This is a genomic window from Streptomyces sp. NPDC026377, assembly GCF_055567715.1.
In genome coordinates, this window is the sequence record NZ_JBVHPV010000004.1 from 365435 (window position 1) to 379253 (window position 13819).

The 13819-nt window shown below is 73.5% G+C and carries 13 protein-coding genes; 7 read left to right on the forward strand and 6 right to left on the reverse strand.

The features are described from left to right. The first annotated feature begins 144 nt into the window (after nt 1-144). Complete coding sequence (locus tag ACZ4MU_RS11940; protein ID WP_467874346.1) at nt 145-1680, forward strand: hypothetical protein; 1536 nt, start codon at nt 145-147, stop codon at nt 1678-1680. A gap of 80 nt (nt 1681-1760) precedes the next feature. Here ACZ4MU_RS11940 and ACZ4MU_RS11945 read toward each other — a convergent pair whose 3' ends face one another. Next, the gene (locus tag ACZ4MU_RS11945) at nt 1761-2117 is read right to left on the reverse strand and encodes a HesB/IscA family protein (protein ID WP_159692765.1); all 357 of its coding nucleotides are present in this window, start codon (nt 2115-2117) and stop codon (nt 1761-1763) included. Nucleotides 2118-2415: 298 nt separating this feature from the next. Here ACZ4MU_RS11945 and nadA point away from each other — a divergent pair, with 298 nt between their 5' ends. Further along, nucleotides 2416-3612, forward strand: coding sequence for a quinolinate synthase NadA (nadA, locus tag ACZ4MU_RS11950; protein ID WP_467874349.1), 1197 nt, complete (start codon nt 2416-2418; stop codon nt 3610-3612). Nucleotides 3613-4005: 393 nt separating this feature from the next. Here nadA and ACZ4MU_RS11955 read toward each other — a convergent pair whose 3' ends face one another. The 4 genes from ACZ4MU_RS11955 to ACZ4MU_RS11970 all read right to left on the reverse strand — a co-directional run bounded on the left by ACZ4MU_RS11955 (nt 4006) and on the right by ACZ4MU_RS11970 (nt 7241). Beyond that, nucleotides 4006-4695: a response regulator gene (locus ACZ4MU_RS11955; protein WP_467874352.1), complete on the reverse strand. Its 690-nt coding sequence runs from the start codon at nt 4693-4695 to the stop codon at nt 4006-4008. Next, complete coding sequence (locus ACZ4MU_RS11960) at nt 4692-5975, reverse strand: sensor histidine kinase (RefSeq protein ID WP_467874355.1); 1284 nt, start codon at nt 5973-5975, stop codon at nt 4692-4694. Before ACZ4MU_RS11960 ends, ACZ4MU_RS11955 begins: the two co-directional genes overlap by 4 nt. 170 nt (nt 5976-6145) lie before the next feature. Further along, nucleotides 6146-6424, reverse strand: a complete 279-nt coding sequence (gene pspAA / locus ACZ4MU_RS11965) for a PspA-associated protein PspAA (RefSeq protein WP_467874357.1) — start codon at nt 6422-6424, stop codon at nt 6146-6148. 25 nt (nt 6425-6449) lie between these two features. After that, complete coding sequence (locus ACZ4MU_RS11970) at nt 6450-7241, reverse strand: PspA/IM30 family protein (protein WP_358833653.1); 792 nt, start codon at nt 7239-7241, stop codon at nt 6450-6452. A 283-nt stretch (nt 7242-7524) separates the two neighbouring features. On the opposite strand from ACZ4MU_RS11970, the gene ACZ4MU_RS11975 reads away from it, so the two are divergent. The 4 genes from ACZ4MU_RS11975 (at nt 7525) to ACZ4MU_RS11990 (ending at nt 11970) form a co-directional block, all read left to right on the forward strand. Continuing rightward, nucleotides 7525-8121 carry a DUF3043 domain-containing protein gene (locus ACZ4MU_RS11975; protein ID WP_467874360.1) on the forward strand — a complete coding sequence of 199 codons (597 nt, stop codon included), beginning with the start codon at nt 7525-7527 and terminating at the stop codon, nt 8119-8121. Between the two features lie 59 nt (nt 8122-8180). Further along, the gene (locus ACZ4MU_RS11980) at nt 8181-8915 is read left to right on the forward strand and encodes a class I SAM-dependent methyltransferase (protein ID WP_467874646.1); all 735 of its coding nucleotides are present in this window, start codon (nt 8181-8183) and stop codon (nt 8913-8915) included. Between the two features lie 145 nt (nt 8916-9060). Further along, nucleotides 9061-10797, forward strand: a complete 1737-nt coding sequence (locus tag ACZ4MU_RS11985) for an ABC transporter ATP-binding protein (protein WP_467874648.1) — start codon at nt 9061-9063, stop codon at nt 10795-10797. Between the two features lie 75 nt (nt 10798-10872). After that, nucleotides 10873-11970 (forward strand): S1C family serine protease, encoded by a 1098-nt coding sequence (locus ACZ4MU_RS11990; RefSeq protein ID WP_467874363.1) that lies wholly within the window; start codon nt 10873-10875, stop codon nt 11968-11970. A 341-nt stretch (nt 11971-12311) separates the two neighbouring features. Here the strand turns inward: ACZ4MU_RS11990 and ACZ4MU_RS11995 are convergent, their stop codons facing one another. Beyond that, the gene (locus ACZ4MU_RS11995) at nt 12312-12521 is read right to left on the reverse strand and encodes a hypothetical protein (protein WP_467874365.1); all 210 of its coding nucleotides are present in this window, start codon (nt 12519-12521) and stop codon (nt 12312-12314) included. A gap of 79 nt (nt 12522-12600) precedes the next feature. Here ACZ4MU_RS11995 and ACZ4MU_RS12000 point away from each other — a divergent pair, with 79 nt between their 5' ends. After that, the gene (locus ACZ4MU_RS12000) at nt 12601-13788 is read left to right on the forward strand and encodes a bifunctional adenosylcobinamide kinase/adenosylcobinamide-phosphate guanylyltransferase (RefSeq protein ID WP_467874367.1); all 1188 of its coding nucleotides are present in this window, start codon (nt 12601-12603) and stop codon (nt 13786-13788) included. The last annotated feature ends 31 nt before the right edge of the window (nt 13789-13819 follow it).

Sequence of the window (13819 nt, forward strand, 5' to 3'; positions counted from 1 at the left end):
TCCCCGGGACCGTTCCCGGGGGCGGCCCCGGCGGGCCCCGGGCGACGGGGGCAGCGCGCGGAGGGAACCGCGCGCTCCCCCGCTCCGTCCAAAGCCTGTCCCCCGTAAAGGGGATGCGGGATACGAATGGACAGGAGCGATGCGGTGAGCAGCGAGCACACGCAGGATGAGCCGGCACAGCGGCGGACGCGACGATCGCCGTTCGTCCTCGCCTCGGTCGCGGCCGCGGTGCTGGTCGCGGGCGGCGGCGGGGTCTACTGGGCCTCCACCGCCTCGGGCGGCTCCCCCGCCGCCCCGGGCACCGCGGACGCGAAGGCCGGAGCGGGCAGGGACGACGGTCCGCCGCCGATCGGCCTGGACAGCGGCAGGGAGGGCATCGCCCCCGGCGAGCCGGACCCGAACGGGGTGGTCTACCGCGCCGAGGGGAAGCTCCCCGAGGGCCCGGCGCGGGCGCCGGTGTACCGGCCCGCGGGTACGGTCGGCGAGGCCGAGGTGGCGAGGCTGGCCAAGGCCCTGGGGATCGACGGGCCCCCGCGCCTGGAGGGCTCCGTGTGGAAGGCCGGGGTCACCAGGGACGACGGCGGTCCGGTACTGACGGTCAACCAGAAGGCGCCGGGCAGCTGGACGTTCGCCCGCTACGGCTCCGGCGGCACGGACAACTGCCCCAAGGGCAGCAAGTGCCCCATGCACACCACCGGCCAGGGCGTGGCCCCGGGCGAGCACGACCCCACGGGCCACGGCTCCGCGCCCGGTGAGCAGGCCGCCAGGGCGGCGGCCGCGCCCGTGCTGAAGGCGGTGGGCCAGCAGGACGCCAAGCTGGACGCGTCCCAGCTGATGGGCGCGGTCCGGGTGGTGAACGCGGACCCGGTGATCGGCGGTCTGCCCACCTTCGGCTGGACGACCGGCGTCCGGGTCGGCCCGGACGGGCAGGTGGTCGGCGGCAGCGGCCTGCTGAAGGCGCCGCAGAAGGGCGCCACCTATCCGGTGCTGAGCGCCGAGGAGACCCTGAAGCAGCTCAATGGATCGGGGGGCGGCCGCCCGACCGGCAAGGACTGCACGGGCCCGGTGCCGCTGGACGACCCGCAGGGCGAGCCCACCCGGGGCCGGCTGCCGAGCGACCCGCAGCGCGGGCTGCCCAGCGACCCGCGGGGCGGCGGCCAGGAGCCCTGCAAGCAGGGCACGCCCTCGACGGTGATCGTCGACAAGGCGGTGTTCGGACTCTCCGCGCAGTACGTGGACGGGCAGCAGGCGCTCGTACCGTCCTGGCTCTTCCGGGTGAAGCCGACCGGCTCCGAGCGCCCGGTCACCGTCAGCGCGCCGGCGCTGGCCCCGAAGTACCTGGCGAAGCCGCCCGCCCCGCCCGCCGGTCCCGGCACCGCCCTGCCGGCGCCGTCCGGGTCGTCCCCGACGGGCCGCCAGGCGCTGGTCTCGTACACGGTCGGCGACGACGGCCGTTCCCTGGCCGTCACCTTCTGGGGCGGGGTCTGCGACACCTACGCGGCGACGGCGGACGAGAGCGGCGATCGGGTCCGGGTCTCGGTGGGGGTCGCGCACCACGACCCCAAGAAGATCTGCGTCATGGTCGCGAAGAAGGAGACGGTCTCGGTGACGCTGCATCAGACGCTGGGAGCGCGTGAGGTGGTGGACGCCCGTACCGGCAAGCCGCTGCCGAAGGGCTGAACCCGGCGGCGCCGCGCATGACGAAGGCGGGCACCCCCCGAGAGGGGCGCCCGCCTTCGTCGTCGCGTCAGGCGCGCGGTTCAGCTGAAGGAGTCGCCGCAGGCGCAGGAGCCCGTCGCGTTCGGGTTGTCGATCGTGAAGCCCTGCTTCTCGATGGTGTCCACGAAGTCGATCGAGGCGCCGCCCAGGTACGGGGCGCTCATGCGGTCGGTGACGACCTTCACACCGTCGAAGTCCTTCACGACGTCGCCGTCGAGCGAGCGCTCGTCGAAGAAGAGCTGGTAGCGCAGGCCGGAGCAGCCGCCGGGCTGGACGGCGACGCGCAGGGCGAGGTCTTCCCGGCCTTCCTGGTCAAGGAGGGCCTTGACCTTGGCCGCGGCGGCGTCGGACAGGAGGATGCCGTCGCTCACAGTGGTGGTCTCGTCCGATACGGACATCTGCTTCTCTCCCGGGTTGTACGGAGACTGCTTGCCGACGGTTGCAACCGGCGGGGCGCCGGATTCATTCCGGGCCGTGCGTGGGCCTCGGCCATGCCGGGGCTCTCCTTCATGCTCGCACACCCCGGCGCGGGCCGGAAAAGGCCTGGGGAAACCTGGGGAAAACCGACCCCGCGGAGGTGCGGCCCGGGTGAAGCGGGGTGTGTCACATCGACGCTATGGCCATCGTCAAACTGACGTGAAGCGGTTATGATAGATAGCGTCATTTAGACGAAAACTCGTCTGCGAAAGAGAAAGGGTGCGTGACGTGACCACCGCCCAACCCAGGCAGGATCTCGCTGTCCAGCCGTCGCCGCTCGCCCTGCTGCTGCTCGGCCGCGAGGCCGACCCGAAGAGCGAGCGCGGCGTGGAGTGCCCCGGCGACCTGCCGTCCCCGTCCGACCCGGACCTGGTGGCGCGCGCCCGTGCGGCCAAGGACAGGCTCGGGGACAAGGTCTTCGTGCTCGGCCACCACTACCAGCGCGACGAGGTCATCCAGTTCGCCGACGTGACCGGCGACTCCTTCAAGCTGGCCCGGGACGCCGCCGCGAAGCCGGAGGCCGAGTACATCGTCTTCTGCGGTGTGCACTTCATGGCCGAGTCCGCCGACATCCTGACCTCGGACGAGCAGAAGGTGGTCCTGCCGGACCTGGCCGCCGGCTGCTCGATGGCCGACATGGCCACGGCCGAACAGGTCGCCGAGTGCTGGGACGTGCTGACCGAGGCGGGGATCGCCGAGCAGGTCGTGCCCGTCTCGTACATGAACTCCTCCGCCGACATCAAGGCCTTCACCGGCAAGCACGGCGGCACGATCTGCACCTCCTCCAACGCCAAGAAGGCGCTTGAGTGGGCGTTCGAGCAGGGCGAGAAGGTGCTCTTCCTGCCGGACCAGCATCTGGGCCGCAACACGGCCGTCCGCGACATGGGCATGTCGCTGGAGGACTGTGTGCTCTACAACCCGCACAAGCCGAACGGCGGGCTCACCGCCGAGCAGCTGCGCGACGCCAAGATGATCCTGTGGCGCGGCCACTGCTCGGTGCACGGCCGGTTCTCGCTGGACTCGGTCAACGACGTACGGGAGCGGATCCCGGGCGTGAACGTGCTGGTGCACCCCGAGTGCCGGCACGAGGTCGTGGCCGCGGCGGACTACGTGGGCTCGACGGAGTACATCATCAAGGCCCTGGAGGCCGCGCCGCGCGGCTCGAAGTGGGCCATCGGTACCGAGCTGAACCTGGTCCGACGGCTGGCGAATCGATTCGCCGCGGAGGACAAGGAGATCGTCTTCCTCGACAAGACGGTCTGCTTCTGCTCGACGATGAACCGGATCGACCTGCCGCACCTGGTGTGGACGCTGGAGTCGCTGGCGGACGGGAAGCTGGTCAACCGGATCCAGGTGGATTCCGAGACGGAGAGCTTCGCGAAGCTGGCGCTGGAGCGGATGCTGGCGCTGCCGTAGGCGCGGCTGCGGGTGCCCGGGCTTCGTGTGCGGCCCGGTGACGGTTGCTCGCACGTCTCGCGGTTCCCCGCACCCCTGGGCGGCACGTCCCGTTCCGGGGGTGCCCCGCGCCCCTGGGTGGTGGGGTCCCCCCGGGCGGTTCCCGCGCCCTCCTCAACCCGCTTTCGTCTGCGGACCGTGGCCGGTTGCTCGCGCAGTTCCCCGCGCCCCTAAAAGCCCGTGGCTGAGCCAAGCCCCCCCGGCTGAGCCCGACTATCCAAGGGGCGCGCGGAACGGCGCGAGCAACCCACCACCGGCCCGCGGACGAACGAGGGTCTTTAGGGACGCGGGGAACGGCGCGAGCGGCCCAGCACACGCCCGCAGACAGAAGCCGGGCCAAAAAGGGGCGTCGGGTTATTCCACCCTCGGCCGCACCAGCCCCGACTCGTACGCGATCACGACGAGTTGCGCACGGTCGCGAGCCCCGAGCTTGGCCATCGCCCGGTTGACATGGGTCTTGACCGTGAGCGGACTGACCACCAGACGCTCGGCGATCTCGTCGTTGGACAGCCCCCCCGCCACCTGGACCAGAACCTCGCGCTCGCGCCCGGTGAGGGCCGCCAGGCGCTCCGCGTGGGCCCCGGGCGGCTCGCCCGTGCCGTCCCAGCTGCCGCCCTGGGCGAGGAAGCTGGCGATGAGGCCCTTGGTGGCCACGGGCGAGAGCAGCGCCTCGCCGGCCGCCGCGATCCGGATGGCGTTCAGGAGCTCGTCGGGCTCGGCGCCCTTGCCCAGGAAGCCCGAAGCCCCCGCCCGCAGGGACTGCACCACGTACTCGTCCACCTCGAAGGTCGTGAGCATGACCACGTGGACATCGGCGAGATCCGGGTCCTCGCTGATCATGCGGGTCGCGGCGAGCCCGTCCGTCCCGGGCATCCGGATGTCCATCAGCACCACGTCGGCCCGGGTCGCCCGGGCCACCTCGACCGCCTCGGCCCCGTCCGACGCCTCGCCCACCACGAGCATCCCCGGCTCGGAGTCGACGAGCACACGGAACGCGGAGCGCAGCAGCGCCTGGTCGTCCGCGAGTACCACCCTGATCGTCATGCGCAGCCTTCCCCCGGTCCCTCGGCCGCCCGGACGGCGTCGGCCGCCTTGCGGGCCTCCGCGGTGCGGGCCGTGTCGGCGGCCTTGACCGGCAGTATCGCCTGCACCCGGAAGCCACCGCCGTAGCGGGGTCCCGCCGTGCAGGTGCCGCCCAGCGCGCTGACGCGCTCGCGCATCCCGAGCAGACCGTGGCCCCCGCCGTCGCCCCCGGTGGCGCCGTCGCCCGTGCCGGTGCCGTTGTCGATGACCGTGACCTCCGCGTTCGGCCCCACCCGTACCACGCTGACCTCGGCCCTCGCGTCCGGTCCCGCGTGTTTGCGTACGTTGGTGAGGGCTTCCTGGATCACCCGGTACGCGGCGAGGTCCACGGCCGCCGGAAGACCCGCGCGTACGGCCGGGTCGAGGGCGGCGAGCTCGACCGGCAGCCCCGCCCGGCGGAAGCCCCCCAGCAGGTCGTCCAGGAGCGCCAGGCCCGGGGCGGGCTCGGTGGGGGCCTCGGGGTCGCCGGACTGGCGCAGCAGGCCGACGGTGGCGCGCAGTTCGTTCAGCGCCGAGCGGCTGGCCTCCCGTACGTGCGCGAGGGCCTCCTTGGCCTGGTCGGGGCGCTTGTCCATGACATGGGCCGCGACCCCCGCCTGGACGTTGACCAGCGCGATGTGGTGGGCGACGACGTCGTGCAGATCGCGGGCGATGCGCAGCCGCTCCTCCGCGACGCGGCGCCGCGCCTCCTCCTCGCGGGTGCGTTCGGCGCGTTCGGCGCGCTCGCGGATGGACTCGACGATGGCCCGGCGGCTGCGGACGGCGTCGCCCGCGGTCGCGGCGAGGCCGGTCCAGGCGAGCACGGCGACGTTCTCCTGCGCGTACCAGGGCGCGTCCCCGAAGACCATCGCGGTGGCGGTGAGGACGCCCATGGTGGTGATGCCGACGCGGTAGGTGGTCGCGCGGTCGGTGTGCGCGGCGACCGTGTACAGCGCGACGACGGGGGCGATCGCGATGGGGGCGGGCGAGTTGCCCGCGAGCAGGTCGGCGACGGTGACGCCGCCGGTCAGTCCGAGGACCGCGAGCGGGTTGCGGCGGCGCAGCACCAGGGAGACGGCCCCGAGCACGGCCAGGACGAGGGCGGTCACGCTGGGGGTCCGGGTCCCGAAGACGGGGCCGTTGGAGCCGTGCGGGTCGGCGAAGGACCCGACGACCATGCAGACGAGGACGGCCCCCGCGAGGGCGGCGTCCCCGGCGAGGGGGTGGGCGCGGAGCCATCCATGGATACGGGCGAACGTCACGCCTCCTTACGGTACGGGTCGCACCGGCCGCACGGAGACACCCCTGCGCACCCGCCCGCGACGGGGTGGACCCGGCACGCCCCGGCCCGGGGACGGGCGCACCCCGGCAAGCCGAAGCCCGGGACAGGCCGTGCCCACGGCGCCGTACCCCCGGCCGGGCGGCCCGGAGCCTAGCCCGGGATCAGGCCGTCGTCGCTGAGCATGTCCCTGACCTCGTCCAGGGTGGCGTCCTCGGCCGGGAGGATGAGCTCCGAAGGCTCCAGGGCGTCGTCCGGGAGGGGCTCGCCCAGCCGGCGGACCGCGTCGAGGAGGGCGGCCAGGGTGCGGCGGAAGCCGTCCTCGTCACCGGCCTCCATCTGCTCCAGCAGTTCGTCGTCCAGCTTGTTGAGCTCGGTGAAGTGGCTGTCCGCCAGCTTCACCTGGCCCTCCCCCATGATCCGCACGATCATGGCGACTCCTCCTCGGCCCTCGGCCCTACTGCTTGTCGAAGCGGGGCGTCTGCTGCTGCGGACGGTCCTGCGGGGCACCGGTGCCGCCCTCCAGGGCCTGCTGGCCCGACGTGCCTCCGGTGAGCTCCGCCTTCATCCGCTGCAGTTCCAGCTCTACATCCGTACCACCGGAGATGCGGTCGAGCTCGGCCTGGAGGTCGTCCTTCTGGAGGCCGGACTGGTCGTCGAGGGCTCCGGAGGCCAGCAGCTCGTCGATCGCCCCGGCCCGCGCCTGGAGCTGCGCGGTCTTGTCCTCGGCCCGCTGGATGGCCATGCCGACGTCGCTCATCTCCTCGGAGATGCCCGAGAAGGACTCGGCGATCCGGGTCTGCGCCTGGGCCGCCGTGTAGGTCGCCTTGATGGTCTCCTTCTTCGTACGGAAGGCGTCGACCTTGGCCTGGAGCCGCTGGGCCGCGAGGGTGAGCTTCTCCTCCTCGCCCTGGAGGGTCTGGTGCTGCGTCTCCAGATCGGTGACCTGCTGCTGGAGCGCGGCGCGGCGGGACAGCGCCTCGCGCGCCAGGTCCTCGCGGCCGAGTGCCAGCGCCTTGCGGCCCTGGTCCTCCAGCTTGGTGGACTGGCTCTGGAGCTGGTTCAGCTGCAGTTCGAGCCGCTTGCGGGAGGTCGCCACGTCGGCCACGCCGCGGCGCACCTTCTGGAGCAGCTCCAGCTGCTTCTGGTACGAGTAATCGAGGGTCTCGCGCGGGTCCTCGGCCCGGTCAAGGGCCTTGTTCGCCTTCGCGCGGAAGATCATCCCCATACGCTTCATGACACCGCTCATGGGCTTCGCGCGCCCCCTTCTGACGGACTCCGGCTCCAGCATTGCGACAGAACCCACAGTACGGGCCCCACATCCATTACCGCACTGTTCGGACGCTGATGCGGTCATCCCCAAGGACGACTGCGGCCCCGCGCGCTCCGGCGCAGGGAGTAGGTGACGGTCGGGGACCGGGCCCTCCCTTCCCGCTTCCGCCTCCGCCCGTACCCCTGGAGACGCAAGGCGTTGCGGGATCGTTCCCCACCGGCCTGTGGTCCATGCCCGCGACCCCGTACCCTTGGTCTTTGTGTTCCGTAGCCGTTCCAACGCAGAGAAGGCCCCCACCGAAAAGGTGACGGCGGACCTCTCCAAGCAGCCCCGCGACCCCGAGGCCCCCAAGGGCCGGCCCACGCCCAAGCGCAGTGCGGCCCAGACCCAGCGCCGTCGGGCGTCGACCGTGCCGACCGACCGCAAGGAGGCCGCCAAGCGCCAGCGCGAGGTCCGCCGGACCGAGCTGGCCAAGCAGCGCGAGGCGCTCGCCAACGGCGACCAGCGCTTTCTGCCGGCCCGCGACAAGGGTCCCGTGCGCAAGTTCGTGCGCGACTACGTCGACTCGCGGTTCTGCATCGCCGAGTTCTTCCTGCCGCTCGCCGTGATCATCCTGGTCCTGTCGATGGTCCGGATCGGCAGCCTGCAGAACGTCGCGCTGCTGCTGTGGCTCGCCGTGATCGTGCTGATCGTGCTCGACTCCATCGGTCTGGCCTTCCGTCTCAAGAAGCAGCTCAAGGAGCGCTTCCAGGACGAGCCGACCAAGGGCGCGGTGGCGTACGGCCTGATGCGTACGCTCCAGATGCGCCGGCTTCGGCTGCCGAAGCCGCAGGTCAAGCGCGGGGAACGGCCCTGAGCACGGACGTCGCCGCCTTCAGCGGCGCCTCCGGCAACTGGCTGAAGGGTCTGGGCGGCCTGCGCAACACCGTGCGCCAGGAGCTCGTGGCCCGTCAGCTCGACGAGCAGATAGCCGGCCGGTTCCCGGTCGGCCAGCGGCTGCGCGTCCTCGACGTCGGTACGGGCCAGGGCACCCAGGCCCTGCGCCTGGCCCGGGCCGGGCACACGGTGACCGGCCTGGAGTCCGACCCCGAGATGCTCAGGGTCGCGCGCGAGGCGCTGCTGACGGAGCCGGAGGGCATCCGCGAGCGGGTCCGGCTGATCGAGGGCGACGGCAACGAGACCGGTGTCCACTTCCTGCCCGGCTCCTTCGACGTGGTGCTCTGCCACGGGGTGCTGATGTACGTCCAGGAGCCCGACCCGATGCTCGCGGGGCTGGCCCGGATGCTGGCTCCCGGCGGGCTGCTGTCGCTGCTCGTACGGAACGCGGACGCGCTGGCCATGCGGCCGGGGCTGGCCGGGGACTGGGACGGGGCGCTGGCCTCCTTCGACACCGAGGCGTACACCAACCGGCTGGGGCTGCCCGTCCGGGCGGACCGGCTCGACACGTTGACGCGGACGCTGGACGGGATCGCGGCGCCGCTCCACGCCTGGTACGGGGTGCGGGTCTTCACCGACAACGTGCCCAATGACGTGCGACTGCCCGCGGCGGACGAGCTCGAACGGCTGCTGGCCGCCGAGGACAGGGCCGGGCGTACCGAGCCGTACCGGCGGGTCGCGGCCCTGCTCCATCTGTGCGGCGTACGGGGGTAGTCCCACCGGGTGCGGGGTGGGGCGGGCCGGTCCCGCCCCTGGGAATCAGGTCGGTGGCCGGACAGCCGTGGCGCCCGCTGGGAGTCAGGTCGGCCGGGGTCCTGTGCGTCCTTCCTGTGTGACCACTGACGACTCCCCCTCCAAAATGCCCGCCCGGGACACCTGGCGGGCCCTCTACCGCCACTTCCGCCCCCATCGCGCCACCGTCGCGCTGGGGGCGCTGCTGACCCTGGCCGGGTCCGCCACCGGCCTCGCCCAGCCGCTCGCCGCCAAGGCACTGGTGGACCGGCTCGGCGGGGACGAGCCGATCGCGGGCGTGCTCGTCCTGCTCACCGCGCTCGTCGTGCTGGGCACGGTGGTCGAGTCGTGCGGGGCGTACGTCCTTGAGCGCACCGCCGAGTCCGTCGTCCTCGCCGCCCGGCGCTCCCTCATCGGCCGGCTGCTGCGGCTGCGGCTGCCGGAGGTCGAGCGGCTGCCCCCGGGCGACCTGATGTCCCGGGTGACCTCCGACACCACCCTGCTGCGGGCCGTCACCACCCAGTCCGTGGTCTCGGCGGCCACCGGCGGGCTCACCTTCCTCGCGACGATCGCGATGATGGCGTACATGGACGCCGTGCTGCTCGGGGTGACGCTCGGCGTGATCGTCCTGATCGGCTCGGCGGTAGCCCTGGTGATGCCCCGGATCGCCCGGGCGACCGCGCGGGCCCAGGAGTCGGTGGCGGAGATATCCACCGTCCTGGAGCGGGCGTTCGGCGCCTTCCGCACGGTCAAGGCCTCCGGCGCCGAGGAGCGCGAGACGGCGGTCGTGGACGCGGCCGCCGAGGAGGCCTGGCGGCACGGGGTGCGCTCGGCCAAGTGGCAGTCGGTGGCCGGGACCTCGGTCGGGCTCGCCGTGCAGGTGTCGTTCCTGTCGGTGCTCGGCATCGGCGGGGCGCGCGTCGCCTCGGGGGCGATCTCGGTGTCGACGCTCGTGGCGTTCCTGCTGTTCCTGTTCTATCTGATCGACCCGGTCTCCCGGCTGGTGCAGGCCGCCACGCAGTACCAGGTGGGCTCGGCCGCGATCGCCCGGATCGAGGAGGCCGAGCGCCTGGAGACCGAGGAGACCCGGGAGCCCGTGGCGGGGGCCGCCGCGCCCGCCACCGGTGCCGCCTCCGTCGTCTTCGACGAGGTGACCTTCCGCTACCGCGACGACCTCCCGTACGTCCACCACGGGGTCTCCTTCGAGGTGCCCGGCGCCGGGATGACCGCGTTCGTGGGACCCTCGGGAGCGGGCAAGACGACCGTCTTCGCGCTGGTCGAGCGGTTCTACGAGGCGACCGGCGGCCGGATCCTGATCGACGGCCGGGACGTGCGGGACTGGCCGCTGGCCGAGCTGCGCGCCGCCATCGGCTACGTCGAGCAGGACTCCCCCGTGCTGGCCGGGACCGTCCGCGAGAACCTGGTCTTCGGCGCCCCGGACGTCACGGACGCGGAGATCGCCCACGTCCTCGTACGGGCGAAGCTGGACGCGCTGGTGGAGCGGCTGCCGGACGGTCTGGACACGGTGGTGGGGCACCGGGGGTCCAAGCTGTCGGGCGGGGAGCGGCAGAGAGTGGCGATCGCGCGGGCGCTGCTGCGGCGGCCGAGGCTGCTGCTCCTGGACGAGGCGACCTCGCAGCTGGACGCGGTCAACGAGCTGGCGCTGCGGGACGTGGTGGCCGAGGCCGCGCGGGAGACCACGGTCCTGGTGGTGGCGCACCGGCTGTCCACGGTGACGCTGGCGGACCGGATCGTGGTGATGGAGGCGGGGAAGGTACGGGCGGTGGGCACCCATGCCGAGCTGGTCGCCGGGGACTCCCTCTACGGGGAGCTGGCGGCGACCCAGTTCCTGGCGACGGGCTGATCCGCCGGTAGGGCGTTCGACCTGATCGGACCGTCGTGGGAGGCCGTGGGCCGGGGCCGTGGCGATACTGCGGACATGGATGCATCCGTGACCCGCGGCCGGGTTCGCCGGCTGCTGCTCCCCGTGACGGCGGCCTTCGCCACGGCCGCCCTGCTGGCCGGCTGCTCCGGCTCCTCCACCACGCACTCCTCCCCGGCGCGGGCGGACGTGGCCGCGCCGAGGAAGGCCGAGGCCCCCCGCAGGGCGGACGGCGGCGGCCTCCAGGCCGACTACCAGAGGGTGATCAAGGACGTGCTGCCGTCGGTCGTCCAGATCGACGCATCCAACAGCCTGGGCTCCGGTGTCCTCTACGACGCCCAGGGCCACATCGTCACCAACGCCCATGTGGTGGGCGGCGACAAGGCGTTCAAGGTGTCCACCGCCACCGGCGGCGGCGCGATCGGGGCCAGGCTGGTGGCGGCCTATCCCGAGCAGGACCTCGCCGTGATCAAGCTGGACACGGTGCCGAAGGGGCTCAGGCCCGCCCGGTTCGGGGACTCCGCCAAGGTGGAGATGGGCCAGATCGTGCTGGCCATGGGCTCGCCGCTGGGGCTGTCCAGCAGCGTCACCCAGGGCATCGTCTCGGCGACCGGCCGGACGGTCACCGAGAGCCGGGCGGGCGGCGGCACCGGCGCCACCATCGGCAACATGGTGCAGACGTCGGCGGCGATCAACCCCGGCAACAGCGGCGGCGCGCTGGTCAACCTGGACAGCGAGGTCATCGGCATCCCCACGCTGGCGGCGACCGACCCGGACATGGGCGGCAGCGCCGCCCCCGGCATCGGGTTCGCCATCCCGGTCTCGATGGTGAAGACAGTCGCGGACCAGATCATCCAGAGCGGCAGGGTGACCGACTCGGGCCGGGCGGCGCTGGGGGTGACCGGGCGTACGGTGGTCGACTCCGGGTACCGGCCCGCGGGCGTCGCGATCGTCGAGGTGAAGGCGGGCGGGGCGGCCGAGAAGGCGGGGCTGCGGGCCGGGGACATCATCACCCGGCTCGGCGAGACCGAGATCGGCACCATCACCTCCATGTCGGAGGCCCTGGCCGCCGCCAAGCCCGGCCAGACGGTCCAGGTGACCTACACCCGCGACGGATCACCGAAGACCACCACGGTCACACTGGGCGAGATCTGAGGGGGCGGGGGGCCGGGGAGGGGGCTGAGACCGTCACATCCCGGGCGGCCTGATCCCTGGCGGCCTGGCCCCGGGCGCCCTGGCCCCAGGCGGCCGGACCCCCGGCCACGAGTCACCAGGCCCTCGGACCCGCCGAGCCTCGGCCCCCGGCCTCCGGCCCCCGGCCCCCGGCCACGAGTCACCAGGCCGCCGGACCCCCGGCACCAGAACCCGGCCGCCGGCCCCGCACCCCGGTTGCCCGGCCCACAGGCTCCAAGCCCTCACCCCCGCACACGCCCCCGGCGTGCGGCGGCGCCCGGGGGCCGGTTGGGTCCTCGGGCGCCGCCCTGTGCGTCCGTGCGTCAGGACGCGTCGGCCTGCAGGCTCATCGGGCCGTAGATCTTCCTGCCGTCGTCGAAGAGGTGCACCTGGTCGGCGCCGCCCTCCAGCAGGTCCTTCCAGACCTCACCGATCCAGGACTCCGCGTCGCCCTGGGTCGTGAACTCCTCCGGTGTCACCGCCGGCTCGACCTCCGTCCCGTCGGACTTCTCGAATCGCCACGTCCACGCCATGTCCGCCTCCCGGGTCACGTTGCTGCCCGCAGCGTATCCGGGCGCGCACCCGCCGCGGTGACGCGGGAGGATCGTCTTCGTGGAACTGACTCTCCTCGGCACCGGAGCCCCCGACGGGCTGCCGCGCCCCGACTGCCCCTGCGCCGCGTGCGCCTCGGCCCGCGGCGACCAGGCGCGCGCCGCGACCGCCCTGCTCGTCGACGGCGCCCTGCTGCTCGATCTGACCCCCGGGGCGGCGCTGGCCGCCGCCCGGTCCGGGCACTCGCTCGCGGGCGTACGGCAGGTCCTGCTCACCCATCCGCACGACGGGCCCGCGGTGGAGCTGCCGCCCGGGCTGCCGTCGGCCGGGCGGGTGCCGGACGGCCGGGTCCTGACGCTGATCAGCGGGCACCGGGTGCGGGCCGTGCCGATGGACGCGCCGGGCACGGGGTACGAGGTGACCTCGCCGGAGGGCGAGCGGCTGCTGTATCTGCCGCCCGGCGGGACGCCCTCGGGGATGGCCGAGGCCGCGCACCCGTACGACATGGTGGTCTGCGACGTGCTGGGGCGGCCGGACGCGCTGGCGAGGCTGCGGGCGGCGGGCGCGGTGGGGCCCGCCACGGACGTGGTGGCCGCGCACATCGGCCACGACGTGCCGCCCGGGCGCGAGCTGGCCCGCCGGCTCGCGGCGGCCGGGGCGCGGGCGGTGCCGGACGGATCGACGCTGATCGTCGGGGAGTACCACGCGGTGCCCGATCTGCCGCGCCGCACCCTGGTGCTGGGCGGGGCGCGCTCGGGCAAGTCGGTGGAGGCCGAACGCCGCCTGGAGGCCTTCCCCGAGGTGGTGTACGTGGCGACCGGCGGCACCCGGGAGGGCGACCCGGAGTGGGCGGCGCGTGTCGGCCTGCACCGCGACCGCCGGCCCGGCGCCTGGCGCACGGAGGAGACCTGCGAGCTGGTGCCGCTGCTGGCCGGCGAGGGGCCCGCGCTGCTCGTGGACTGCCTGTCGCTGTGGCTGACCGACGCCATGGACCGGGCCGGGGCGTGGGTGGAGGAGAAGCTCCCGGCGGCGGTGCGCGAGCGGGTGGCCGAACTGGTCGCGGCGGTGCGTGCGACCCGCAGGACCGTGGTGTTCGTCAGCAACGAGGTGGGGTCCGGGGTGGTGCCCGCGACGCGCGCGGGACGGGTGTTCCGGGACGAGCTCGGCAGGCTCAACTCGGCGGTGGCGGCCGAGTGCGAGCACGTTCTGCTGGTCGTCGCCGGGCAGGCCCTGGTGCTGCGCGGCTGAGCCGGGCGGGCGCCGGGGCCCGATCCCGCCG